Origin of the sequence: Enterobacter sp. I4, from assembly GCF_022669095.1 — a bacterium.
Classification (GTDB): Bacteria; Pseudomonadota; Gammaproteobacteria; order Enterobacterales; family Enterobacteriaceae; genus Enterobacter; species Enterobacter pasteurii.
In genome coordinates this window covers 859,610-886,045 of sequence record NZ_JALBUO010000001.1, presented here as the reverse complement: position 1 = coordinate 886,045, position 26,436 = coordinate 859,610, and the positions used below count along the sequence as shown (strand labels likewise).

Here is a 26,436-nt window from a genome sequence, read left to right as displayed (position 1 = left end):
AGATGACGCAGCGTACTTCCGCAGAGACGTTTGAAGAATACCTTCCCGGCAGGCTGCTCAGGGAACATCGGGCGCAATCCTCCCGGGACGTATTCGTGCAAATTCTGGGGCGCAGGCACGTGCATGAAAACGTCATTATTCCGGCGGTGCCGGAGCCTTTTATCGTCTGGATCCTCTCCGGCCAGGCCGTCGTGGAGGAGCGTTCCCCCGGTGAACCGTGGCTATCTAACCGCGTTAGCGCAGGGGATTTCTTTCTCACGACGGCAGCCTCTCCCACTGAAATGCGGTGGCGCGCCGGGCCAGACGCGCCGTTCGTCGTTATGCATGTTTATATGGGAGTGGCCATGATGCAGGAATACGAGCTGCGGGAAGTCTCCGGCGCGCGCGACGAAACGCTGTCCGCCCTGCTGGAGCAGATACGCCAGGAGCTGTATCTGCAAAATCCACCCAGCGGCCCGTTTATCCAGGGCATCGCGCAGGCGCTGGCGGTACACCTGATCCGCACCTACGGCACGCGTACGAAACGACACCGCGGCGGCCTGCAGGCGTTTAAGCTGCACCGGGTCTTCACGGCAATGCGCGAAGGGCTGGCCCAGCCGTTTGATCTGGCACGGCTGGCGACGCTGACCGAGCTTAGCGAATACCACTTCAGCCGCGCCTTCAAACAGTCTACCGGGCTTTCACCTTCCCACTATTTTATCCGGCTACGCATGGAGGAGGCGCGTCGCATGCTGTCGGAAAGCGATGATTCCATTATCAATATTGCGCTGAACGTCGGTTACACCAGCCCCAGCCACTTTGCTGCCGTGTTCCTCAGGCATAACGGCGTGACGCCCTCCCACTATCGCCGCGATGCCGTTCGCAGCAAAAGCCCGACAGTTTGAGCAAAAGCCCGCGCGAAGCGACCGCCCGAAAGAGCCATTATTGACCCGTGCTTCAGACGTTCTTTCTGAAGCGTTGAAATTAACTCTCAAGAGGATCGTTTATGGAACTTAAAGGTAAAGTCGCGCTCATCACCGGTGCATCAAGCGGAATCGGGGCCTCCACGGCCAAAAAATTAGCGGAACAGGGCGTCAGGGTTGGTCTCGCTGCCCGCCGTCTGGATCGCCTTCAGGCGCTGGCGTCTGAAATTGAGGCTGCCGGCGGCGAAGCCATGGCGCTGGTCATGGACGTCACTGACCCGGCCTCGGTTAATGAAGGGGTGGCGGCACTGCACAAGCGCTATGGCCATATTGATATCGCCTTTAATAACGCCGGGCTGATGCCGATTTCGGATATCGCCAGCCTCCGGGTTGACGAGTGGCACCGTATGGTCGACGTAAACGTAAAAGGGCTGTTTAACACCGTGGCGGCCGTGCTGCCGATAATGCAGTCGCAGCGGTCTGGGCATATCATCAATACCTCGTCGATCGCCGGGCGCAAAACCTTCCCCGGGCTTGGCGTATACTGCGCGACGAAGCACGCGGTTGCCGCCTTCTCGGATATTTTGCGAATGGAGCTGGCGCCCCAGTTCAACATTCGCGTCACCTCGCTCCAGCCGGGTGCCGTGGAAAGTGAACTGTTCGAGCATATCAGCGATGAAAACTATCGCGCGCAGATGGAACAGCTGAAGGAGAAGATGACGTTCCTGAAGGCCGACGATATCGCCGACTCGATTCTTTACGTGCTGCAGGCACCGGAACATGTGGACGTGGCGGAGCTGTTTATTATGCCAACCGAACAGCCGTGGTAAGAGGGTAAAGCGGGTCAGGCTGGCGCCTGACCCGCTGCGCTAGTTCGCAGATGCCGTAGGTCTGATGGTGATTTCGGTTGTATCAACGCTCTCAGGCGCCTCGATGATGTGGCGCACGGCGCGGGCGATATCAGCCGGCTTAAGGGCAATCGCGCGGTACGCATCCATCGCCGCCATGGTTTCCGCGTGCGTAATGGTTGAGGCCAGTTCGCTTTCCACCACCCCAGGGTTGACGCAGGTCACGCGGATGTTCGAACTTTCCTGGCGTAAACCATCGGAAATGGCCCGCACCGCAAATTTGGTCGCGCAGTAAACGGCGGCCGTGGGCACGACGGACAAGGCGCCAATCGAGCCGATATTGATAATCTGCCCCGCGTTCTGGGCTTCCATAATCGGCAGAACCGCGCCAATTCCCCACAACACGCCCTTGATATTCACGTCAATGGTGCGCTCCCACTCATCCTGCTTGCCCGCCGCGAGCGGGGAAAGAGGCATAATGCCCGCGTTGTTAATAAGCACGTCAATCCGGCCCCACTTTTCCCGTGCTGCCTGAACGAAGGCGGCCATCGACTGGCGGCTGGTCACGTCCAATACCTGGGCCTCTGCCTCCCCTCCTGCGCTGCGGATTTCATCGGCCAGGGCGTGAATGCGATCCAGCCTGCGCGCTCCCAGAAAAACCTTCGCGCCCGCCTTGCCCAGCTCTCTGGCAATACCTTCTCCGATGCCGCTTGATGCACCGGTAATTAAGATGACTTTGTTCATGGTGTGCTCCTTCAGTTGAGTTCAGAGTGATAATAGATACGCACCATTGTTTCTTGTATCCTGCCTTTACTGGACTCACTGGTTAGCGATATTAAACAATGAAAATCGATCTGAATTTATTACCGCTTTTTCTGGCGGTCGCCGAGGAGCGCAGCTTCAGCGCTGCCGCCGGGCGGCTGGGCATCACCCGCTCCGCCGTCAGCCAGGGAATCAGACGTCTTGAAGACGGGCTTCAAACCCTGCTGGTGATGCGCACCACGCGCTCGGTAAGCCTCACCGAAGCGGGTGAACGGCTGCGTAACGCGCTGCAGGGGCCCATCGCCAATATTGAGGCGGCCTTTGACGATGCGGTGTCGGACAGCACGCCGCGCGGTCAGCTCAGGATCGCGGTCACCTCAATTGCGGAAGCGTTTCTTTCCGGCCCGCTGCTCGCATCGTTTGCGGCAGCGCATCCTGAGGTCTCGCTTGATATCTTCGTGTCGGACGAGGAGTTCGATATCGTGGCGGCGGGATACGACGCCGGGGTGAGGCTGGGCGAGGTGATTGAAAAAGACATGATTGCCGTTCCCCTAACGGGGCAGCAGCGTGAACGGGTGGTGGCCTCCCCCTCCTATCTGGCGACGCGCGGCGCGCCTGAACATCCCCGCGAGCTGGTTGCGCACCGGTGCATCGGGTGGCGCCCTTCTCCGGACGTTGCTCCCTATCGCTGGGAGTTTGAGGAGGCAGGCGTGCCGTTCGATGTGGCGATTGAGCCGCAGATCGCCACTAACGATCTGCGCCTTATGCTCAGCCTCGCCCTGGCCGGTGGCGGCATAACCTTTGCCACGGAGGACACCTTCACGCCGTATCTCGAATCAGGACAGCTGGTTTCCCTGCTGGATGCGTACCTTCCCTCTTTTCCCGGCTTTTATCTCTATTTCCCCCAGCGTCACAATATGGCCCCCAAGCTCAGGGCGCTGATCGAGCACATCCGCCAGTGGCGACATGCCCCTGCCGCGCCCCCTGCTCTGCGGTAGGACGGATCGCACACCGGCATGCAGACTTTCCTTAATCTACCGCCTCCCTTTGATGAGCATCAACGACAGCACGTCGTTACCGTGGAAAATGAAAACGGACGCGATGGCCAGGACTTCACTCAAGGATGGAACCTTAAAAAATGTACAGACCCATAGTCGTTATCCTCTTTATTCTTTTGACATTAGCCGCCCTCATTGAAATCGGCATCATCCCTTTCGGTTAAGGCCTGATACTTCATAAAGGCCACGCCTGCGGCCTTTTATTTGTTAAATGTGATAAAGAAATAATTTATTTTTTGAGTAGCAGAATTTTACCTGCGTATAAAAATATATTTTATAAATGAGAACATTTAAAATATATCATACAGTAGATATTTTACCCTAACTTAAATCGCTATTAAGCACTCATTAACCCTAACCTGAATTATATATTTACCGCACATTTTTCATAATATTTTCGCCACGCCTGCACCGTTTTAAAGGTTGCACCTCTTACGCAAAACCCCTTTTACGCCGCGCCCTTTTAGCTAACGAAATATATTCATGCTATTGATTAATCCCCCCTGCAATCGCAGCGCAGGGTTTACGGTTACTTAATTTGCTTATTCAGACATTTATAGCTATATCATTTTCATAACGAAATAAACCCATACCTGCACAAATAATAAGGCTTACGCATCGCAAATATATAAATAAACAACAGTTTCTTAAGTAAATAATTAGCTTCGCCCTGATGTTGCCACTTTTAATACTGGCGGGCATCGTTCGCGCTAAAGAAAGTAACGGTAAATCCTGTTTATTTAACAGTATTTTCGCCGGGAGCGCGCTCATCCCTTCAGAAACGATGGCCTTGATTGACACGCCGTAACCAATAACTCTGCTGGAGTAATAACTGTATGAGCCAAATATCTGTTATATCTAAATTAACTGGCGTGGAAACGACCACGGAAGGGACACAGATAACACTCGATAATTCCTCAATCGTTAAGCTTAACGTGGATCGAGCCGACATCGCAGATTACTCCCGCAGCGGAAACGATCTGGTGATTACCCTGCAATCGGGCGAAGTGATCACCCTGAAGAATTTTTTCGTCACGGATGCGCAGGGCGTGAGCCAGCTGGTGCTCCAGGAAAGCGACGGTGCGCTGTGGTGGATTGACGATCCAACCGGTGCCGCTACCTATGAATCCATCGCCTCCACGGACGCGTTGCTGGCGGCATCCGGGAGCGACGCGGGCGGCGCAGCCGTATGGCCATGGGTGCTGGGCGGCCTGGCCGCCGCAGGCGGGATCGCCATTGCGGCAGGCTCCGGCGGCGGAGGCGGCGGGGACGACGATGACGATAACCCGAACCCCGGCAATCCGGGCCCGGGCAACCCTACCGAACCTGACACCACGCCACCGGACGCGCCAACCAACCTGCAATTCTCCCCGGACGGCAAAACCGTTACCGGCAGCGCCGAGCCTGGCAGTACCATCACGCTGAAGGATGCCGATGGCAACACGGTCGGGACAGGCAAGGCGGGCAGCGACGGGAAATTTACCATTGAGCTCGGTACGCCGCTCACCAACGGCGAAAAAATTACCGCCATCGCCACCGATCCGTCCGGAAACGCCAGCCAGGGCGGCCAGGTGACCGCGCCGGATCTGACCGCACCGGATGCGCCGGAGATCGTCACCGTTACCGACAGCGTGGGTACCGAAGCGGGCCCGCTGAGCAACGGACAGCGTACCGACGATGCACGCCCGACGTTCAGCGGCATCAGTGAAGCCGGTACCGTCATTACCTTCTACGACAACGGCAAACCGATCGGCACCGTCACGGCCGACGCCAGCGGGAAATGGAGCTTTACCCCAGCAACCAACCTGTCTGAAGGCAGCCACTCGATTACCACCACCGCAACCGATGCCGCAGGCAATATCAGCCCGCCGTCCACGGCGGTGACCTTCGTGGTTGATACGGTCGCGCCGGGCGCCCCGGCTATCACCGGCATTACCGATGATGTCGCGCCTAATACCGGCACGCTCGGGAGCGGAAGCACCACCAACGACCCGCGCCCACAGCTTACCGGCACGGCAGAAGCCGGCTCTACGATCACCATCTATGACAACGGCGTTGCCATTGGTACGACTGTCGTCGGCAGCAACGGAAGCTGGAGCTTTACGCCGTCGGTGAACCTGAGCGAAGGCAGCCACCAGCTGACCGTGCGCGCCACCGACGTGGCCGGAAACACCGGTCCGGCTTCGCCGGCCTTTACCGTGACGGTGGACGTCACCACCCCGGCAGCGCCGACAGGATTTATCGTTAACGACGATACCGGGGGGCTGAAAGGCGCGATTACCGCCGGGCAGTTTACCGACGAGTCGCAGCCCCGGCTGACGGGCAGAGGGGAACCCGGCAGCACCATCACGATTTACGATAACGGCGTTGCCATCGGCAGCACCACCGTTCTGCCTGACGGCACGTGGAGCATCACGCCAGCCGCTCCGCTGGCGGAGGGTCCACACTCGATCACCCTGCGCGAAACCGATGCGGCAGGAAACCAGAGCGGCATGTCTCAGCCGATCAGCTTCACCGTCGATCTCACGCCGCCTCCGCTGCCCGCAGCGACGATCAATTCCGCAGGCACGCAAATCACCGGTACCGCCGAGCCGGGCAGTAAAATCGTTATCACCAACAACAGTGGGCTGAAAATCGGCGAAGCTACCGCCGACAGCAACGGCAACTACGTCGCCAACCTGAACCCTGCGCAAACCAACGGCGAGATTATTTCCGTGGTCGCGTCCGATGCCGCAGGCAACCAGAGCCAGCCGGCAGTGGTTAACGCGGCGGATATCACCGCGCCTGCCGCGCCGGGCAACCTTGTGGTGGCAGAAAACGGTGGAAGCGTCAGCGGCACCGCCGAGCCAAACAGCACCATTACGATCAGGGCGCCGGACGGTACCATCATCGGCGAAGCCACCGCGGGGCCGGACGGCACCTTCACCATCCCGATTTCTCCACCGCAGACCAACGGCGAAGCCCTTGAGGTGACGGCTACCGACGGCAGCGGCAACACCAGCCCGTCTGGCTATGCCGACGCGCCGGATACCACCGATCCGCTGGCCCCGGAAAACGTGGTGATTTCTCCAGACGGCACGACGGTAACCGGTACCGCCGAGCCGGGCAGCACCGTCACCATTCGTGAAAACGGCGTGAAGGTCGGTGAAGCGGTCGCGGACGATGAGGGTAATTTCAGCGTTGACCTGATCCCGCCGAAAGCCAACGGCGAAGCGCTGACCGCGGATGCCACTGACGCCGCAGGCAACACCGGTCCGACCGCGCCGTTTGACGCGCCGGATATCACCGCGGCACAAACCCCGGTTATCACCGGCGTGGTGGATGATGAGCCCGGCGTCACCGGCTCCGTCAGCCAGAACGGTCTCACCAACGACAAAACCCCGACCATCAACGGAACGGGCGAGCCCGGCACCACGATCACCCTCTACAGCGGCACCGCTGAAATCGGCACCGCGGTGGTTGGGCCCGACGGCCAGTGGTCCATCACGCTGGAAGCGGATCTTCCCGACGGCGGGCACGTTCTGACGGCGACGGCGGTTGACGCCAACAATAACCTCAGCGGGACGTCAAACACCTGGAGCATCACGGTGGATACCTCCGCTCCGGCCGTCCCGGCGATTACCCAGGTCATTGATGACGTGCCGGACCGCACCGGGCCGCTGGACACCAATGGCACCACCAACGACACGCTCCCAACCCTGAGCGGAACCGGCGAGCCGGGCACCACCGTGACGATCCGCCTGGACGGACAGGATATCGGTACCGCTTCCGTTAACAGCGCCGGGGCATGGACCTTCACCCCAGACGAGCCATTAGAAGACGGTCAGCACACTTTCACCGTCGTCGCGAGCGATGCGGCAGGCAACGCCAGCGCACCGTCCGGCGGCTTTACCCTTACCGTTGACACCACCCCGCCGCCGGCAGCCACGATTGGTGCCGTCTCCGACAACGTCGGTCCCGTGCAGCTTCCGCTCAACAGCGGAGACACCACCGACGACACCCTGCCGCAGCTGCAGGGCACCGCGCCGGAAGGTACCACCATCACTGTCTACGACGGTACAACCCTGCTCGGCACGGCCGTGCTTGACGGCAGCGGCGGCTGGAGCTTTACGCCCACCACGCCGCTGACGGACGGCCCGCATTCGCTGACGGTCCACGCTACCGATGCGGCGGGTAACATCACCATATCCCCACCGTTTGAGCTGGCGATTGACACCACCGCGCCCGCGACGCCGGCCATTCCTGACATCACCGTTAACCCGGACGGCAGCACCCCGGGCACGGCCCTGAACCCGGGTGAAACCACCCGCGACACCACGCCGACCCTGAGCGGCTCGGGTACGCCGGGGGATACGGTGAACATTTACGATGGCGGCACCAAAATTGGTGAAGCAGAGATCGATGCCGACGGGAACTGGAGCTGGACGCCGGACGATCCGCTCCCTGACGGCACCTACGATCTCTCCCTGACGGTGACCAATCAGGACAGCGCGGGTAACGAAAGCGCCCCGTCCACGCCGGTAACCATCACCATTGACAGCGACGCGCCTGCCGCGCCGGGCGTTCCGGTGGTGACGGACAGCGTGAGCCAGATCACCGGCCCGGTGGCCGATGGCGGCTCCACCAACGATCCGCGTCCGGTCCTTAGCGGCACCGGCACGCCGAACGACGTGATCACCATCTATGACCAGGTGGGCACCGGCGAGCCGCAGGCCGTAGGCAGCGTTACGGTAGACGGTAACGGCAACTGGACCTGGCGTCCTGACGCCAACGTTGGCGAAGGGACGCACGAATACACGGCCACCGCTACCGATGAGGCGGGTAACGAATCGGCTCCATCGGCAGGCATTTCGATTACGGTAGATACCGTCGCGGCGGATACCCCGACCATCAGCGCCATCGGCGGCGCGCAGAACGGCGGCTCCACCAGCGACACCACGCCGACCATGAGCGGCACCGGCACCAGCGGTGAGACGGTAATCGTCTACAACAACGGCGTGGAGGTGGCGCGCGTTCCGATCGTTGATGGTGCATGGTCTTACACCCTGCCGACGCAGACCGACGGCCCGCTGAACATCACCGTGGCGGCGGTAGACGGTGCGGGCAACCTCAGCCCAACCAGCCCGCTCTTTACGGTGACGGTTGATACCCAGGCGCCAACCGTGCCGCAAATTGACGCGTTGTCCGACAGCCAGCTGACGGATAACGTTCTCTATACCCGCGACGGCACGCCTACCCTTACCGGGATTGGCGAGCCGGGATCAACCGTAACGGTTTCCGTGGACGGCGCACCGTCGCCGGTTGTCGTGGTGGTTCAGCCGGACGGGACATGGTCCTGGACCGCAGACCCCGCGCTGGCGGACGGGCAGCACACCTTCTCGGTTGCCGCGAGCGACGCGGCGGGAAATACCTCCGCCAGCTCCGGCGATCTCAGCGTGACGGTAGATACCCAGGCTCCGGCAGCGCCAGAGAACATCGCCATTGCCGCGCAGGGCACGCCGCTGACCGGTGAGGCGGAAGATGGCGTGACGGTGACGGTTCGTGACGCTAACGGCAATATCATCGGGACCGGAGTCGCGACGGGAGGCACCTTCACCATCGCCCTCTCCCCGGCCCAGCTGGATACGACCACACTTGAGATCACCGCCACGGACGCGGCAGGCAATGAAGGCCCGACAACCACCTTTGACGTGCCGGACTCCCCGCTCGATCTGCCTGCGGTACCGGTGATTACGGCAATCAACGACGACGCCGATCCGGTCACTGGCGATGTGAAGGACAAAACCACCAACGACACCCAGCCAACCCTTACCGGCACCGCCGATCCGGGCAGCGTCATCGCCATTTATCAGGATGGGGTGCTGGTTCCGCTGACCAGCGTTGTTGCGGATGCAGACGGCAACTGGAGCTACACGCCGCTGCTGCCGCTCGCGGAAGGCTCACACACCTTTGAAGTGACCGCCACGAATATCACCACCGGTGCCACCAGCGGCCGCTCGCCGGTCGCCTCCGTCACCGTCGACCTCACCGATCCAACCGCGCCAGCCATCGGCGCGGTGACCGATGACGTGGGTCCCGTCACCGGTCCGGTCGGCGACGGGCAGAGCACCAACGACAACCGTCCTACCCTTACCGGCACGGGCACCGCCGGGGACACCATTACGGTATACAGCAACGGCAACCCGCTGGGCACCGTTGTTGTCGGTCCGACCGGCACCTGGAGCTATACGCCGCCAGCGCTGGATGACGGCAGCCACACGCTCACCGTGACGGCCACCGATCCGGCCGGCAACGAGAGCGCAGAGTCGGCGGGCATCACCATCGTCGTCGATACCGTTTCCACCACGCCGGTAATTACCAGCGTGACGGATAACGCCGGCAATGCCGCAACGCCTGTCCCAAGCGGCGATCCGACCAACGACGCCACGCCAACCCTGACCGGTACCGCAGAGCCGAACAGCGTCGTCGCCATTTTTGACGGCACCACGCAGATTGGCACCGTGGCAGCGGACGAAACCGGCGCCTGGACATTTACCCCAGAAACCGCCCTCGGCGAAGGAACGCATAATTTTACCGTCAGAGCGACCGATCCGCAGGGCAACGTCAGCCAGCCGTCCAACGCCTGGAGCGTTGAAATCGATCTTACCGCGCCACAGGTGCCGACGATCGCGACGGTCAGCGACAACGCCCCGGGTGGCGTAACCGGCCCGCTTACCGCCGGACAGGTCACCAATGACGCCACGCCAACCCTCAGCGGTACCGGCCAGGCGGGTACCACCATTCACGTGCTGAACAACGGCGTGGAGATTGGTACCGCCACGGTTGACGGCAGCGGCAACTGGACCTTTACGCCGGATCCGATCCTCCCGGACGGGACTTACAGCCTGCGCGTCAACGCCAGCGATGACGTTGGAAACGTGTCTGCCAACTCGCCGGTATTCGCCTTTACGGTCGATACCACCGGCCCGGCGGCACCGGCCGTGACCTCGGTGATTGACGACGCCGCGCCGGGTACCGGAACCATCGTCACCGACGGCTCCACGAACGATACCCGTCCTACCTTCACCGGCACCGGCGAAGTGGGCTCAACGGTACACGTGATTGTCGATGATGTGGAAATCGGCACGGCGGTGGTCAACGCCCAGGGCACCTGGACCTTTACGCCGACCACCGAACTGGGCGAAGGGCCGCACGCCATTACCTTTAACGCCACCGATGCTGCAGGCAATACCGGACCAACGTCGCCAGCGTTCAACCTGACGGTGGATACGTCAGTGCCCGAGGCGCCGGCCTTTACCCCGGCCACCGACGATGTCGGTACCGTGCTGGGCCCGGTCGCCTCCGGGCAGAGCACGGACGACACCACGCCAACGCTGAACGGCACCGCGGCGGCCAACGCGACCATCACCATTTATGAAAGCGGTCGTGAAGTGGGTACCGCCGTGGCGGACGCAAACGGCGTCTGGAGCTTTACCCCCGGCACGCTGGCAAACGGCAGCCACACCTGGACCGCCACGGCAACCGACGCCGCGGGCAACGTCAGCCCTGCCTCACCGGGCTTCACGCTGGTTGTGGATACCGCCGCGCCCGTCGCGCCTGTTATTACCCAGGCAATTGACGATGTCGGTACCGTCACGGGAGCGATCGGTGCCGGGCAGGCCACGAACGATACCCAGCCTCGACTGGTGGGAACCAGCGAACCGCTGGCAACGGTGAATATCTATGAGGGCACCACGCTGGTAGGCACCGGTACGGCCGATGCCAACGGCAACTGGACCGTCGATATCACCGCGCCGCTGGGCGACGGGCCACACACCTTTACCGCAGAAGTAACGGACCAGGCGGGCAACACCAGCGATCCGTCCGCCAGCTTCAGCCTGACCGTTGATACCGCGCCGCCTGCGCTGCCGGTGCTGACCAGCATTACCGATGACGTCGGTAATGCCGCAACGCCGATCGCCAGCGGCGGGTTAACCAACGATGCCCGACCAACGCTGACCGGCACGGCGGAAGCCGGGGCGACGATAACCATCTTTGACAATGGCGTACAGATTGGCACCGCTGTCGCTACCGGCGGCGCGTGGACGTTCACGCCGTCGACGCCGCTGGCTGACGGCCCGCATAACCTGACCTTCTCCGCCACCGACGCGGTGGGCAACGCCAGCGCGCAGACCGGGGGTTACACCATCAACGTGGACGCCACGGCCCCTGTCGCACCGGCCATCACCTCGATTGTGGATGATGTGGGCAGCATCACCGGCCCGGTAACCGGCACCAACCCAACCAACGACGCGCGTCCGACGCTAAACGGTACGGCGGAAGCCAATTCCACCGTGCGCATTTACGACGGCACGACGCTGATTGGAACGGTGACCGCCGACGCCAACGGCAGCTGGACGCTGCCGCAGACCACGGTACTGGCCCAAGGAGCGCATAACCTCACCGTGACCGCCACCGACGCCGCGGGCAATACCAGCGCGCCGTCGCCGGTTATCACGCTGAACGTCGACCTGACGCCACCACCTGCGCCAGCCGGTCTGGCGGTGATCGCCAACGGTACGCTGGTTACCGGTACGGCGGAAGCTGGCAGTACCGTCACCATCACCACCAGCACCGGAACGGTGCTCGGTACGGCCGTCGCGGACGGTAGCGGAAGCTTCAGCGCCACCATCAGTCCGCCGCAAAACGGCGGGGAGTCGCTGATTGTCTATGCGACGGATAAGGCCGGGAACGCGGGCGTAACGACCTCGGTGATTGCGCCGATCACGACCATCCCGGACGCCCCGGTTATCGCCACCATCAACGATAACGTCGGCACGGTTACCGGCAACCTGACCAACGGCAAAACCACCGACGACACTACGCCAACCCTGAGCGGCACGGCGCAGCCGAACGCGACCATCACCCTGTACAACAACGGGGTGGTGATGGGTACGGTCACCGCGGACGTCAACGGCAGCTGGAGCTTCACCACGCCAGCGCTGAGTGAAGGCCCGCATGCCTTCACCGCCACGGCGGGCAACGGTTCAGGCACCAGCCCGATCTCAACCCCGACCACCGTCATTGTCGATCTCACTGCGCCAGCGGCCCCGACCGGGACCTTCAACGCGGACGGCAGCGTCCTGACCGGCAGCGCCGAAGCGGGCAGCACCGTCACCATCCGCCTGGCGGACAATTCAACGGTCACCGCCACGGCGGACAGCAACGGTACCTGGAGCTACACCTTCCTCAATAAACAGACGGAAGGTCAGACGCTGCAGATCACCGCTACCGATCCGGCAGGCAACGTCTCGCTGCCCGGCTCAGCCCTGGCGCCGGTCGTGCCGCTGTCGGCCAGCACCAACGTCGAAGAGCTGGCGCTCACCACCACCGCCACGGTGACCAATTCGCAGTACAGCGACTACGGTTTCCTGCTGGTGGGTGCGGTGGGTAACGTGCTGACGCTGCTCGGCAACGACACCGCGCAGGTTGGTTTCACCGTTGGCAGCGGCGGCAGCGCGGACATTGCCGTGAACGCCAACGCCACGGGTGCCGTGCTCTCCCTGCTCAATACCCTCGAGCTGGTGGTGCAGCGCTTCGACGCCGCCAACAATACCTGGACCACCGTGGTCGATACCGGGCAGCCGCAGTTCGCTGACCTGCTGACACTCGGCGCCACTGGCGTGTCGCTGAACCTGGCCGGGCTGGCGAACGGCCAGTATCGCGTTCTGAGCTATAACACCAACCTGCTGGCAACCGGCTCCTACACCAGCCTCGACGTGGCGGTGAAGGAGACCAGCGCGGGCACCGTGTCCGGCGATACCAGCCTTGCCGGTAACGTGATCACCGACGTGGATCCGACCGCAGGCAGCGACAATGCCCCGGCGGGCACCACCGTCACCGCGGTCACCAACGCCCAGGGCACCACCACCAGCGTCACGGCTGACGGCACGGTGATTCAGGGGCTGTACGGTACGCTGACCATCAACCTGGACGGCAGCTATACCTACAACCTGACCAACACCAGCGCCGCGGTCATTGGCCGCACGGAGAACTTCACCTACACCATCACCCATAACGGCACCAGCGCCTCGGCAAATCTGGTGCTCTCCCTGGGCGACGGAACCACCAGCAGCAGCATCGTGGCCGTGGACGATACCGCCTCGCTGACCTTCGATACCACCGTGGAGGCCATCAACAACGGCGCGTCTTCGCAGGGCGGCTTTACCCTGGTAGGCATCAACCTTGGCAATACGCTCGGGCTGAACCTGCTGGACGATCTGGCTAACCCGATCATCTACACCGTCGAGGAAGGCACCACCCGCACCATGACCGTTCAGGCGTCCGTTGGCGGCGTGGCGCTGGCCTCGGTGTTCGACCTCTACATCTATAAGTTCAACAATGCGACGCAGACCTTCGAGCAGATGCGCGTTGAACCGGGCTGGCTGCGCGCGCCGCTGCTGGGCGGGACCTCACCGCAGCTGACGCTGAATCTGCCGGCGGGCGAGTACCTGTTCCTGCTGAATACGGCGGCGGGGATCACCGCGCTGACGGCCTACACGCTCAACGTGCTGCAGGATCATGTCTACAGCGTGGCAAGCGTGAGCGAGACCACCACCGGGGACGTGCTGTCGGATGATGTTGCGCCAGCAGGCACCCTGGTCACGCAGGTTAACGGCGTGGCGGTGAACGGCAGCGGCCTGACGCAGATTACCGGCGAGTACGGTACGCTGAGCATCAACGCCGCCGGGGAGTACACCTATACCCTGAAGAGCGGCGTCGGCGCTGACCAAATCAGCACGCCGGATACCTTCGTCTACACCATCACCGCGCCTGACGGTTCAAAAGACACGGCATCGCTGAACATCACCCCAACCGCGCGCCCAATGGACGCGGTGAACGATGTCAGCTCGGTGATGGACGTGAACTCGGTACACCGCACCGCCGCGTACTCGGATACCACGGTCGGGTCGGCGAGCTGGAACGCCGCGCTGCTCTCCTCAACGCAGGGCAGCGGCACCGGTACCTTCGTGGTGGATGCCAATACCGCGCTGCACAACGTGGTTCTGACGTTTAACGTTGCCTCGCTGCTGTCGCTTGGCGGATTAACGGTTGACTGGACGCTGACCAACGGCACCACCACCATCCGAAACGGCTCGTTCAACGGCGGGCTGCTGCTGGGCGGCAGGGCCACCATCAACCTGACGGGTCTCGACCTGGAAGCGGGAACCTATACCCTGAACTACACCGGCAAGATGGGGCCGCTGGCGGTGGGGAATATCACCATCACCCCAAGCGTGACCGGCACCAGCTATTCGCTGTCGCAGTTCGACGCCACGGGCACCCACACCGTTGACGGCAATATCTTTGACGGTACCGGCTCCGCGGGCGCGATGGATCAGCTGCACTCGGTGGATACCCGCGTGAGCATTACCGGCTACGACGGCGTTACCACAACGCTCGATCCGTACAGCGGCAGCACGCAGGTCAACATCACGGGCCACTACGGCACGCTGGCGATTGCCGCCGACGGCAGTTACACCTACACGCTCAACCCGGGGGTATCGTTCTCGTCCATCACCAGCAAGGAGGTCTTTAACTACACCCTGACCGACGCCAACGGCACCAAAGATACCGCGTCGCTGACCATCAACATGGCGCCGAAATTTGTCAGTTCGGAGCATAACGATCTGATTAGCGGCACGGCCTACGGCGACACCCTGATTTATCAGGTGTTGAACAATACGGCGGGTAACGCGACGGGGGGCAACATCACCAGCGCCGGAGGCGACCACTGGACGAACTTCTCCCTGGCGCAGGGAGACAAGATCGACATTGGCGATCTGCTGGTGGGCTGGAACGGTAGCGCGTCGACGCTTGGGAACTATGTCTCTGTTTCACAAAGCGGTGGCAATACTGTGATCTCCATCGACCGTGACGGCACGGGAGCCGCCTACACTAAATCTACGCTCGTTACGCTTGATAACGTTCAGACCACCTACGACGAGCTTGTTAACCAACAACACATCATTACCTGATAGCACGTGCAGTAAATGACCCGGGCGCGAACAGCGCCCGGGCATAAACAATAAAGCAGTACTCTTTTATTAGGGACAAGACATGGGAAAGAAGATGCCTTACTGGTGGCTCTCGTGCTGCCTGATATCTGTGCCCGCTATCGCGGCAAATCCTGCGGCGATGATTAATACCGGACAATTAAGCGAAACGCAGGAACTCCCCTCGTTAAATGGCCGCGTGGCGCCCGTTGCCAGCAAAGCCGCCCCCGGCACGCTACGGCTGGACGACGCCGTTAACCGCGCCGTGAGCTGGCATCCTGCCATCAGTGAAGCCGTCGGCAAACTCTATCAACAGAGCGAAAACGTGGACGTCGCTAAATCGAAATACTATCCGCAGATTAACGCCGGCATGGATAACGGCTATACCCACGACGGTGACGACAACGGCTTTACCCCGTCGCTGGTGCTTTCCCTTTCGCAAATGCTCTACGACTTCGGCAAAGTCGCAAGCCAGGTGCGCGCCGAAAACGCGGGCGTCGCCCAGCAGCAGGCCAACGTGCTGGTGAGCATCGACACCATCGCCCACGATACCGCCATCGCCATGGTGCAGGTTCAGACATGGCAGCAGATGGTGGGTACCGCCAAAGAGCAGCTGGATGCCCTGACCTCCATCGGCTCGCTGACGAAGCTGCGCAATGACGAAGGGGCCACGTCGCTCTCTGACGTCGTGCAGACCGATGCCCGTATTGAAGGCGCGCGCGCGCAGCTGATGCAGTATCAGGCCAGCCTCGACAGCTCTCGCGCCACGCTGATGAGCATGCTGGGCTGGGACAGCCTGAACGCGGTCAGCAATGAATTTCCGCAAAGCCTGGCCCACAGCTGCGATATCGCCGAGCCGGACGATCGCCTGGTGCCCTCGGTTTTAGCGGCCTGGGCGCAGGCCAACGTCGCGCAGGCCAATCTCGACTATGCCAACGCGCAGATGACCCCTACCGTCTCGCTGGAGCCGGAAGTCCGCCACTATCTTAACGACCGCTACTCCGGCAACGAAACGCGGGACCGCACCCAGTACTCCGCGTGGGTAAAAGTGCAGATGCCGCTCTATCAGGGCGGCGGCCTTACCGCCCGGCGCAACGCTGCCGGACACGCGGTTGAATCGGCCCAGTCCGCCATCCAGCGCACGCGTCTCGACGTGCGGCAAAAGCTGCTTGAGGCGCGCAGCCAGGTGATGAGCCTGATGAGCACGCTACAGATCCAGGGACGTCAGGAAGCGCTCAGCGCCCGCACCCGCGAGCTGTATCAGCAGCAGTATCTCGATCTCGGCTCCCGTCCGCTGCTCGACGTGCTCAACGCCGAGCAGGAGGTTTATCAGGCGCGCTTCACCCAGCAGCAAACCGCCGGACAGCTGCATCAGCTTCAGCTGAACTGCCTCTACCAGACCGGGCGTCTGCGTCACGCGTTCGATCTTGAAAACCGCACCATCCAGACCGTGGAGATCCAGCCATGAAGCAACGCGATATCCCGCAGGGTGAAAACATGACGGATGAGGCGCTGGAGCAGTGGGCGCAGGCGTTTGGCTACGTGGCGACACGCTATCGCGTTGCCTGCTCGCCGGGCTCGCTGATCGCGGGCGCGCCGTGGCTGAAGGGCAAACCGATGGTCCCCGCGCTGACCCAGCTCGCCCGCGAAGCCGGGCTGACGTTTCAGCTGCTGACGGCCGATCAGCAGTCTATTAACAGCTGGCGGCTGCCGGTGGTGGTGGAGCTGAGCGACGGAAAGATCGGCGTGATCGACAATTTCGACGGCGAAGACACGCTTGAGGTCAGCTTCTTCGACGACAAAATGCACACCAACCGCCTGTCGATGAGCGCGATGTTGCCCGCCATCCGCCACGTTATTGCCCTGCGGCCGCTGGCGGCGCTGAAGGACAGCCGCGTGGATGCCTACATCTCAAAATACCGCCCGGACTGGCTCTACCGGCTGGTGATGCGCGACCTGCGTCCCTACAGCTGGGTAATGCTGGCAGCGCTGTTTATCAACGTGCTTTCCCTGTCGGGGATTGTGTTTTCCATGCAGGTGTATGACCGGGTGATCCCCGCCCAGTCCTACCCGACGCTCTACGTGCTGACCATCGGGGTGCTGATCGCCACGCTGTTTGGCTTTGTGCTGCGCGTCGCGCGCGGACACATTATGGATCTGCTGGGCAAACGCTCGGATCTGCGCGTGTCGGATCGCGTGTTCGGCCATGCGCTACGGCTGCGCCACAGCGCCATTCCGCGATCCACCGGCAGCTTTATCTCCCAGCTGCGCGAGCTGGAGCAGATCCGCGAGATGGTCACCTCCTCCACCATTTCCACCATCGTCGATCTGCCGTTCTTTATCCTGTTTGTGATTGTGCTTGCGATCATCGCGCCGCAGCTGGCGTGGATCGCCCCGGTGGCGGCGGTGATCATGGTCCTGCCCGGCCTGCTGCTGCAAAAGAAGCTGGCGGAGCTGGCGAAGCAGTCGGCGCATGAATCGACCCTGCGCAACGCGGTGCTGGTGGAGAGCGTGCAGGGGCTGGAGGACATCAAGCTGATGCAGGCGGAAAACCGCTTTTTGCAGCAGTGGAACAGCTATATCCAGATCACCGCGGAATCCGGCCTGCGCACCCGCGAGCTGACGCAGAACCTGATCAGCTGGGGGATGACGATTCAGAGCCTGGTCTACGCCGGGGTGATCGTGGTAGGTGCCCCGATGGTCATCGACGGGACCTTAACCACCGGTTCGGTGGTGGCCGCCTCGATGCTGGCCTCGCGAATGATCGCCCCGATGGCGACGCTGTGCGGCGTGCTGGCCCGCTGGCAGCAGGTCAAGGCTGCCAAAGAGGGGCTGGACAGCATTATGCAGCTGCCGACGGAGAACCAGCGCGAAGAGACGCCGATCCGTCAGGACGTGCTGCGCGGTCACTATCTTTTCGAGCAGGCGCAGTTCCGCTATCACCCGGAAGATCCGCGCATGGCGCTGCGCATCAACCGCCTGGAGATCAGGCCGGGCGAGAAAGTGGCGATCCTCGGGCGTAACGGCGCGGGCAAATCCACCCTGCTCCAGGCGATGGCGGGCGGCATGGATCTGGCCGGCGGCGAGCTGCGGCTGGATAACCTTAGCCTGCCCCATCTGGACGTGGCGGACGTGCGGCGAAACGTCGGCTTTATGACCCAGAACGCGCGGCTGTTTTACGGCACCCTGCGCGAGAACATCACGCTCGGGATGCCGCGCGCCACCGATGAAGAGATCTTCGAGGTGCTGGAGATGTGCGGCGCGGCCAGCTTTGTGCAGAAGCTGCCGAAGGGGCTGGATTACCCGATTATGGAGAACGGCGTGGGGCTGTCCGGCGGCCAGCGGCAGTCCATTCTGCTGGCGAGAATGCTGCTACGCGATCCGAATATCGTGCTGATGGATGAACCGACCGCCTCCCTGGATGAACACACCGAGCGGGAGTTTATTCAGCGTCTCGGAGCCTGGCTCGGCAACCGCACGCTGGTGGTTGCAACCCACCGCGTGCCGGTGCTGGACCTGGTAGAGCGCGTGGTGGTGCTCAAAGACGGGATGCTGGTGATGGATGCGCCAAAAGCGCAGGCGCTGAACAACAGCCGAATGCAGCAACAGCAGCAGGCAACCGGACGGGAGTGGAAAAATGAAAATCAGTCAGCGTGACGTTGCCGCGGTGGACGATCTGGATAACGCGCTCGACTCCGAAAGCGGGTATACCGGCGCCCGGCGCATTGTTTTTTTCTCCCTGCTGATGTTTGTGGTGCTGGGCGTCTGGGCGTGGTTCGGGGTGCTGGACGAAGTCTCAACCGGGACCGGTAAAGTGATCCCCAGCTCGCGCGAGCAGGTGCTGCAGTCCCTGGACGGGGGGATCCTCACCGAGCTGAACGTGCACGAAGGCGATCAGGTGCAGGCCGGACAGGTGCTGGCGCGGCTTGATCCAACCCGCTCGGAATCTAACGTTGGCGAAAGCGCGGCGCGCTACCGCGCGTCGCTGGCCTCCAGCGCCCGTCTGTACGCTGAGGTGAACGATCTGCCGCTGAAGTTCCCGCCTTCGCTGGAGAAATGGACCGACCTGACCGCCGCCGAAACGCGGCTCTACAACTCGCGGCGCGCGCAGCTGGAGGACACGCAGCGTGAGCTGCGCTCCGCCCTGGCGCTCGCCAATAAGGAGCTGGCGATCACCCAGCGGCTGGTGAAAACCGGGGCTGCCAGCCACGTGGAAGTGCTGCGCCTGCAGCGCCAGAAAAGCGACCTGGAGCTGAAGCTCACCGACGTGCGTTCCCAGTATTACGTGCAGGCCCGGGAAGCGCTGTCGAAGGCCAACGCCGAGGTGGATATGGTGTCGGCGATCCTGAAAGGCCGCGAGGATTCCGTCACCCGCCTGACGGTGAAATCCCCGGTGCGCGGGATCGTGAAAAACATCAAAGTCACCACCATCGGCGGCGTAATCCCGCCTAACGGCGAGCTGATGGAGATTGTGCCGGTGGACGATCACCTGCTGATTGAAACCCGCCTTTCGCCGCGCGATATCGCCTTTATCCATCCTAATCAGGAGGCGCTGGTGAAGATCACCGCCTACGATTACGCCATTTACGGCGGGCTGCACGGGGTGGTGGAGACCATTTCGCCGGACACCATTCAGGACGAAGCCAAGCCCGAGGTGTTCTATTATCGGGTGTTTATTCGTACCAGCCAGGATTATCTGGTGAACAAGGCCGGCAGGCACTTCTCGATTGTCCCGGGGATGATCGCGACGGTAGATATTAAGACCGGGGAGAAAACGGTGCTGGACTATCTGATTAAGCCGTTTAACAGGGCGAAGGAGGCGCTGAGAGAGCGGTAGTCAAACACCGGGTGGCGGCTACGCTCCCTCTCCCTGTGGGAGAGGAATATTCAAAATCACCGACCATAATTTAATCGCAAAATCATTATAAGTTAATGATTAACAAGTAAATTTAACAGTTGTGCAATTCCAAGTGAATGCATACGATTTCAACGTAACAGTACCCACAACAACACCCGCTGTTATGCAAATTGTATGCACCACTTATGCAAAAGGAGAAAGCAACGATACGGTTAAATGATAGTGCGATCGGCGGACTACGCGCAAAAAATTCAGCTTACTATGTTTTCCGTGACGACGGTACAAGGGGAGCCGGACGGTTAGGTATCAAAATTTTCCCTTCAGGACGTAAATCTTTCGTTTATCGTTTTCAGGCTGGCGGCAAACGTAAGTTTAAAACCCTGGGAGACTGGCCTCATTTCACGCTCGAACAGGCGACACAACGTTATGCTGAACTGGCAGGTATGGCGCACCAGGCGCGTTCTGACGCAATGGGTAAATAAATGCGCACCGGAGCACTGCGCGAACTGTTCAGCGCTTTCATTGCGTTTAAATCGCGCTCAGGCCATCGCAGTACAATCGGTCAGTATGGCGCACCCTTAGAACAGTTAATCAAACTAAAGCTGTTTACTGGCGACGAAATAGCAAATGAAATTACATCTGTGCAGATCACACGCTGCATACAGCACTGGACAAAGCAAGATTTTATGTTCAGAGCAAAGGAAGTAAGAAATAAACTTCATGCGCTGTATGAGTAGGGTGTTGTAGCTGATAACGATCCCATGAGCGATTCAGTTTCTAACGGGATGCAGTTTCAGATTTCTCAAAATCCTGTCCGGAATGTTCATAATTTCAAAGCGGGAACACCCGGAGAGCGTTATCTCGATTTTAAAGAATTGCAAAATTTGTTAACCCTACTTGCAAATGAAAAATACGTACTGCCAACGGATGTGCATGCTTTAATTGAGCTGGGTATCTATACATGTGGGCAGCGTCCATTTGAGTTATGTCACTTACAAAAAAGCAGGTTTAACCTGGAACAAAATAAAATTGTTCTGGCTAAAGAACTCTCAAAAACAGGGTTCGGAACAATTATATTTGTATGTGACAAAGCAAAACAAATTCTGGACGAACAAGCGTCGCGATATCCAGAAAGTGATTACTTGTTTCCTAATGTTAACTATGAAGAACAACTGAAGATATACAACAAAAATTAAGGGAAGTTCCGTTATCAGTATTGAAAAGCCAACAGTTGGCCTTAATAGTAATGCATGGAATAAGCATATTAATGATTTTACCAGAAGGCATTTTGACAAACCATTCACGATGCGAGATTTACGCCGTACATTTAAAACTCTGTCTGGCATGCTGCATTTTACTGAAAAGGAACGTGACATTGTAAACCAGTATGTAAACAAAAAAAATCAGTAAAGAACATTATTATTAATATGATTATCTCATTGAGAAACGCGAAACAACTGAAAAATGGGTAAGGGCTATAAGTTTATTATTATCAGTTGACGGGCTTAGAGAAATTGAAAAGATAGTCGAGAACCAAAAATCTCTCTGAATCATTTGCGTGATGATTATTAATGGAACACCAATTTATGGCCTGAATTTTAATGAAAAAATCCAAGCTTTTTTTATTGTTAGTGTGATCGTTACCACATTATTAAATAATGGAAATGTGTGACGCTCAGCTTTTAATGAAAGGAGATGAATCACGCATGTATTTTTTTCAGGAAGATAAAACCATCCATCAATATATATGCCAACATAAATTATGGGTCCTTGGACGTGTTGTTGATTTATATAACAGAAATACAAATAAACAAGAACAAATGTTAGAGCCTCTCTGGAGGAAATACCATGAAGGATTGGAAGGGATCATGGTGTTTTGTTCCAGAATAGAAGCGGCAATATACAGCATTCATCTGGATAAAACATTCAGAGAAAAATGGTTGGTTTATTCTTTGAATGAGTTGAATATTAAAGAAATGATGATTCATAATCAGAGAGTTAAAAACACTGATGATTATAATATATTACTTAGTGCAGGTTTTTGGGCAAATAAAGATAATCAATTACTTTATTCGGGTTATCACCTCGCACAGGTTACAATTCCGATAACCTATAATACCAATGCTGTAGCAAATGGAGAAGGCCATGCGATATTAAGAATACCTTCAAGCGTCGTTGACTACTTTGAAAAATACTGGAAAGCAAGATTTGCAAATTTCAAAGATTATACTGAATTGCACTCAAGCTCGAATAGTAAAATCATTATGGAGCAAGCCTTAATTGCATATAATAATTTAAATTTATCGGAATCTAACAGCATAGACGATTGTCAATATATTACCACTTGGAAAAAAAAATGGATTTTCAATAATCCAGCAAATTTAACTTTAATTAAGTGAGAGCATTATGGGTACTGGATATTTTTTAGTGCGTGGTGATAAAACCACTTGTGGTGGTAGTATTATAGAAGGATGTGATACTCATTCTATACATGGCCAGGCTACAGCACGGAAGGGTGATAAGTATATTTGTGGTGCGGATAAAAAAGTTTATCATATCGCAGGAGGTATCCCCAATTATTTTATATATGGTGTTCAGGCAGCCGGAACTGCACATAGCAAGGGAACGTGTCCCTGCAAATGCTATTTTATAAACTCTTTTAGTGATTGCATTTACGGATTTGAATCTGAAGCTATTAAAAGTTCTGTGAGTGCTACCCGGCTCACTTCCCCGGTACACTCAAAATCATCACCAGCACCAAAACCTGTTGCCCCAGTTACAGAACCTGCTGAAGCGCCTACAGTACGGCAGGAGGAGCGTGAACCCGCAGACGCAGGGTTTTGCGTACTGCCCTATGGCGAGACTCCCTCATCTTATGAACCGTATCTTTTCACTACGCCGCCAGCGGGAGCACGAGAACTCTATTCTCAACTGAATCCAGAAATGAAGAAAAAGCCTGGCTCAATATTAATCGTGGTCGATCCTGAAAAGCAGGAACCAGAACAGGTTGAGACGCTACAGCGAGCAAGAGACAGAATTGATGCTGCATTAGAACCTTTGACTGTTCAGGAAGCAAAGTTATTGCATGATAATAGAGGGGCTGTAGATGCATTTTCATATCAGCTTTTTGCCGATAATTTAGGTAAAGCTGGCGATGGATTAGGCTATATCAGTGAAATAGGAAAAAGTTATTACGAAGAAATCAAAAGAATTTTAGTAGAAATTGAGGATTTATATAAAAATACTTACAACCGCAATAACGGTGTTATTTCAGGTCAAGAGTTTTTTGGTCAACGAGCAAGATTGTTCAAACAACTAGATCTGGTTTTAACTAAATTTTCCAAAGCACAGTTAAATTTAGGTGAATATCAGAGTATTAAAAGAGCATTAGGCTTATCAACTAGCTCTATAATGCACCGCTGGGATAGAACAGGCGTTGATAACATAGAAGGATATGCGTCATATATTGAAAAATCAGCCAAACTTATGAAGATAATGAAAACTGTTGGCTATGTAGGAATAGGTTTAGATTTTGCAAGTTACACTTCAAATGTCTATGATGCATGTTCTAAGGGGCGTGAGAGTGAATGTCGTAAAGCAGCTATTACTGAATATAGTAAATTTGGGTTTAAGCAAATTGGAAGTGCTGCTGTTGGTGGTGCAAGTGGATGGGCTGCCCGCGGAGCTTGTATGTGGATCTTGGGGATAGCAACTTCTGAGGTAGGTGCAGTAGGCGCTGGCCTATGTTTAATTACAGGGGTTGGAGCTTCGATGGGAGCAGCTAAACTAGTTGAAGGAGGAGCTGAAGATTTAGGTAAATCTTTTGGAGGGGAAATTCTTTATGAAAAACTTTTTAAATAACAATCCACATTTTATTGTTTTTCTAGTGGCATTTTCTATGTTTGGCATGTTATTAATCATGATAATTTCATTTATTAATAAGATAGCCTACAGGAAAATCGTTTCGCTTTATACTGACAAATATTCACGATTGCCAATAACAGCAGCATTAGCAAAAGAGGCAAGTTTAATAGCAACGCCAGGTGCATATTTTGCAAAGATCGGATTTATTATGGAAACATTAATGTTACCATATAATAAAATTTCTAATCATGATATGACAAAAGAGCAATATGATTACATTAATAGTTTGCCAAAAAAATTGACTATTGGTTTTAAAATAGAAGCAGTATTATGGATTATTTCCATACCAGCAATGATAGTAGGTTTTACTTTACATGCAATTTATAATTAAAAAAAGGGACTCAATAGAGTCCCTTTTAATTGTTTTTCGGGATTATTTCAGCGCCCCATATACCTGATCAACAATCCATCCATATGTTGCCGCTGGCAATAAACCACTGACAAATACATTAAGATACACAGCAGGATTCGCTACTGGTGAATGTGGCCTGTTACCGAGTATAACGATAGCCATATTGTTAACCGGATCTATAGCTGTCAGTGTACCTGTCCATCCTGTATGGCCGTATGTCAGAGGGCTTGCCAGCATACCGAACGTTGGCGTCATCGAGGCAGTAGCATTGACGCGCCAGCCAGGCCAAACGTAACGTCTTCTGACGAGCCAGAAGGTCGCCAGGCGGAGTTAGAGGTGTATATGTTTGCCGCACTGCGCGAGGGGAAAATTTGTAGCATTCATGAAGTCACGCGGACGACTGGCGGCGATCCCTCTGACCGCGCGCTTGCCCACGCAACGCAATAAGTTCATCCAGCAGGCGAACCGCGCATAGCGGCAGATGCCGCTATGCGCATTCTGTTACAGCGATTTTTTCAAACGTCGAACCGCTTCCTTCAGCTGTTCATCCGTTGGCGTGACAAACGACATACGCAGCGTCGCGCGATCCGGCTCGTTGCAGTAGAAGAACTCACCCGACACGAACACCACCCCGTTGCTCAGGGTTGTTTCCAGCCATTTCGTCGTATTCATACCGTTGTTCATTTTCGCCCACAGGAACATGCCGCCTTTCGGCTTGTGGAACGTCATCACATCGCCCAGCTCCGCCTCCAGTTCGCCGGCAAAGGTCTGGTACTTCTGGCGATAGGCCTCGCGGATCGTCTGAATCTGTCCCGCCAGACGACCGGTTTTCAGGTACTCGTACGTCATCAGCTGCGACAGCGTGCTGGTGTGCAGATCGGTGGTTTGCTTGAGGTTCACCACCGCGCGCTTCAGCCACTCCGGCACCAGCACCCAGCCCACGCGGGTACCCGGGGCAAGGATTTTCGAGAAGGTCGAGGTGTACACCACGTTATCTTCATTGCCGATATCTTTCGCATGGGCAATCAGCGGGCGGAACACGTCGTCGGTGTAATTAATTTCGCTGTAGGGATCGTCTTCGATAATCACAAAATCATAGCGCTTCGATAATTCAACCAGCTGCTTGCGCCGCGCTTCGGAGAGCGTCACCCCGCCAGGGTTACCGAAGGTGGGCACGATATAAACCGCTTTGATGGCTTTCTTTGCCACCAGGGCCTCAAGTTCGTCGACCTTCATACCGTCGCCGTCGGTACCAACGGATTCAAAATTCGCCTGCGCCAGGCCAAATACCTGCAGCGCGGCGAGATAGGTTGGACGCTCGACGACAACGGTATCGCCTGGGTTAATTAACGCACGCGCCAGCACGTCAAGAGACTGCTGTGAGCCGGACGTAATGACCACGTCATCGGCTTTACAGGCAATGCCGCGCCCCTCGCAGATGCGCTGAATTTCTTCGCGCAGCCCCGGTACGCCTTCCGTCAGGCCATACTGGAACGCCTCGCCAAAATGCTGGGATAACACAGCATCCGCGGCGATTTTCAGCCCTTCGCGATCGAACAGATCGGGATTGGGAATACCGCCACCGAGCGAAATCACGCCCGCCATTTTGCTATGCTTTAATAATTCACGGATGGCAGAGGATTGCAGGCCCTGCGCGCTGCTGGCGAGTTTGTTTGCAGACATGCTTTGATTACCTT

Annotated in this window: 15 protein-coding genes and 1 pseudogene; 13 read left to right on the top strand and 3 right to left on the bottom strand. The window is 57.6% G+C overall.

The genetic code is table 11. The annotated features are described in order from the left end of the window. The first annotated feature begins 2 nt into the window (after positions 1–2). On the top strand, positions 3–884 hold the full coding sequence (locus tag MOQ06_RS04165) for a helix-turn-helix domain-containing protein (RefSeq protein WP_242171351.1): 882 nt from the start codon (positions 3–5) through the stop codon (positions 882–884). A 101-nt stretch (positions 885–985) separates the two neighbouring features. After that, on the top strand, positions 986–1,732 hold the full coding sequence (locus MOQ06_RS04160; protein WP_242171348.1) for an SDR family oxidoreductase: 747 nt from the start codon (positions 986–988) through the stop codon (positions 1,730–1,732). Positions 1,733–1,771: 39 nt separating this feature from the next. Here MOQ06_RS04160 and MOQ06_RS04155 read toward each other — a convergent pair whose 3' ends face one another. Beyond that, positions 1,772–2,494, bottom strand: a complete 723-nt coding sequence (locus MOQ06_RS04155) for an SDR family oxidoreductase (RefSeq protein WP_176678689.1) — start codon at positions 2,492–2,494, stop codon at positions 1,772–1,774. Between the two features lie 98 nt (positions 2,495–2,592). On the opposite strand from MOQ06_RS04155, the gene MOQ06_RS04150 reads away from it, so the two are divergent. The 11 genes from MOQ06_RS04150 (at position 2,593) to MOQ06_RS04100 (ending at position 24,718) form a co-directional block, all read left to right on the top strand. Then, positions 2,593–3,510 carry a LysR family transcriptional regulator gene (locus MOQ06_RS04150; RefSeq protein ID WP_176678688.1) on the top strand — a complete coding sequence of 306 codons (918 nt, stop codon included), beginning with the start codon at positions 2,593–2,595 and terminating at the stop codon, positions 3,508–3,510. Positions 3,511–4,406: 896 nt separating this feature from the next. After that, a complete protein-coding gene (locus tag MOQ06_RS04145) occupies positions 4,407–15,587 on the top strand; it encodes a BapA/Bap/LapF family large adhesin (protein ID WP_242171346.1) in 11,181 nt (3,726 codons plus the stop codon). Between the two features lie 82 nt (positions 15,588–15,669). After that, positions 15,670–17,073, top strand: coding sequence for a TolC family outer membrane protein (locus tag MOQ06_RS04140; protein ID WP_242171343.1), 1,404 nt, complete (start codon positions 15,670–15,672; stop codon positions 17,071–17,073). Continuing rightward, entirely contained in the window at positions 17,070–19,262 is a 2,193-nt protein-coding gene (locus tag MOQ06_RS04135; protein ID WP_148421425.1) for a type I secretion system permease/ATPase, read from the top strand. The genes MOQ06_RS04140 and MOQ06_RS04135 overlap by 4 nt, the downstream gene beginning before the upstream one ends. Next, a complete protein-coding gene (locus MOQ06_RS04130; protein WP_227009795.1) occupies positions 19,243–20,442 on the top strand; it encodes an HlyD family efflux transporter periplasmic adaptor subunit in 1,200 nt (399 codons plus the stop codon). Before MOQ06_RS04135 ends, MOQ06_RS04130 begins: the two co-directional genes overlap by 20 nt. 206 nt (positions 20,443–20,648) lie before the next feature. After that, positions 20,649–20,945 carry an Arm DNA-binding domain-containing protein gene (locus MOQ06_RS04125; RefSeq protein WP_242171341.1) on the top strand — a complete coding sequence of 99 codons (297 nt, stop codon included), beginning with the start codon at positions 20,649–20,651 and terminating at the stop codon, positions 20,943–20,945. After that, the gene (locus MOQ06_RS04120; protein ID WP_242171337.1) at positions 20,946–21,200 is read left to right on the top strand and encodes a hypothetical protein; all 255 of its coding nucleotides are present in this window, start codon (positions 20,946–20,948) and stop codon (positions 21,198–21,200) included. Between the two features lie 24 nt (positions 21,201–21,224). Next, complete coding sequence (locus MOQ06_RS04115) at positions 21,225–21,659, top strand: tyrosine-type recombinase/integrase (RefSeq protein WP_242171329.1); 435 nt, start codon at positions 21,225–21,227, stop codon at positions 21,657–21,659. A gap of 510 nt (positions 21,660–22,169) precedes the next feature. Beyond that, positions 22,170–22,862, top strand: a complete 693-nt coding sequence (locus tag MOQ06_RS04110; RefSeq protein ID WP_242171323.1) for a hypothetical protein — start codon at positions 22,170–22,172, stop codon at positions 22,860–22,862. 7 nt (positions 22,863–22,869) lie between these two features. Beyond that, positions 22,870–24,324, top strand: a complete 1,455-nt coding sequence (locus MOQ06_RS04105; protein ID WP_242171321.1) for a PAAR domain-containing protein — start codon at positions 22,870–22,872, stop codon at positions 24,322–24,324. Then, positions 24,305–24,718, top strand: a complete 414-nt coding sequence (locus tag MOQ06_RS04100; RefSeq protein WP_193356672.1) for a hypothetical protein — start codon at positions 24,305–24,307, stop codon at positions 24,716–24,718. Before MOQ06_RS04105 ends, MOQ06_RS04100 begins: the two co-directional genes overlap by 20 nt. 42 nt (positions 24,719–24,760) lie before the next feature. On the opposite strand, the pseudogene MOQ06_RS04095 reads toward MOQ06_RS04100, so the two are convergent. Then, positions 24,761–25,041: pseudogene (locus MOQ06_RS04095) on the bottom strand (serine hydrolase); the annotation flags it as partial. Positions 25,042–25,240: 199 nt separating this feature from the next. Beyond that, the gene (locus tag MOQ06_RS04090) at positions 25,241–26,422 is read right to left on the bottom strand and encodes a PLP-dependent aminotransferase family protein (protein WP_242171318.1); all 1,182 of its coding nucleotides are present in this window, start codon (positions 26,420–26,422) and stop codon (positions 25,241–25,243) included. Positions 26,423–26,436: the final 14 nt, after the last annotated feature.

What these genes read in the sequence shown, in the direction of transcription:
- MOQ06_RS04105 (WP_242171321.1), top strand. Translation starts at nt 22,870, where the DNA reads ATGGGTACTGGATATTTTTTAGTGCGTGGTGATAAAACCACTTGTGGT.
- MOQ06_RS04145 (WP_242171346.1), top strand. Translation starts at nt 4,407, where the DNA reads ATGAGCCAAATATCTGTTATATCTAAATTAACTGGCGTGGAAACGACC.
- MOQ06_RS04120 (WP_242171337.1), top strand. Translation starts at nt 20,946, where the DNA reads ATGCGCACCGGAGCACTGCGCGAACTGTTCAGCGCTTTCATTGCGTTT.
- MOQ06_RS04150 (WP_176678688.1), top strand. Translation starts at nt 2,593, where the DNA reads ATGAAAATCGATCTGAATTTATTACCGCTTTTTCTGGCGGTCGCCGAG.
- MOQ06_RS04130 (WP_227009795.1), top strand. Translation starts at nt 19,243, where the DNA reads ATGAAAATCAGTCAGCGTGACGTTGCCGCGGTGGACGATCTGGATAAC.
- MOQ06_RS04165 (WP_242171351.1), top strand. Translation starts at nt 3, where the DNA reads ATGACGCAGCGTACTTCCGCAGAGACGTTTGAAGAATACCTTCCCGGC.
- MOQ06_RS04160 (WP_242171348.1), top strand. Translation starts at nt 986, where the DNA reads ATGGAACTTAAAGGTAAAGTCGCGCTCATCACCGGTGCATCAAGCGGA.
- MOQ06_RS04155 (WP_176678689.1), bottom strand. Translation starts at nt 2,494, where the DNA reads ATGAACAAAGTCATCTTAATTACCGGTGCATCAAGCGGCATCGGAGAA.
- MOQ06_RS04090 (WP_242171318.1), bottom strand. Translation starts at nt 26,422, where the DNA reads ATGTCTGCAAACAAACTCGCCAGCAGCGCGCAGGGCCTGCAATCCTCT.
- MOQ06_RS04125 (WP_242171341.1), top strand. Translation starts at nt 20,649, where the DNA reads ATGCAAAAGGAGAAAGCAACGATACGGTTAAATGATAGTGCGATCGGC.
- MOQ06_RS04135 (WP_148421425.1), top strand. Translation starts at nt 17,070, where the DNA reads ATGAAGCAACGCGATATCCCGCAGGGTGAAAACATGACGGATGAGGCG.
- MOQ06_RS04140 (WP_242171343.1), top strand. Translation starts at nt 15,670, where the DNA reads ATGGGAAAGAAGATGCCTTACTGGTGGCTCTCGTGCTGCCTGATATCT.
- MOQ06_RS04100 (WP_193356672.1), top strand. Translation starts at nt 24,305, where the DNA reads ATGAAAAACTTTTTAAATAACAATCCACATTTTATTGTTTTTCTAGTG.
- MOQ06_RS04110 (WP_242171323.1), top strand. Translation starts at nt 22,170, where the DNA reads ATGTATTTTTTTCAGGAAGATAAAACCATCCATCAATATATATGCCAA.
- MOQ06_RS04115 (WP_242171329.1), top strand. Translation starts at nt 21,225, where the DNA reads ATGAGCGATTCAGTTTCTAACGGGATGCAGTTTCAGATTTCTCAAAAT.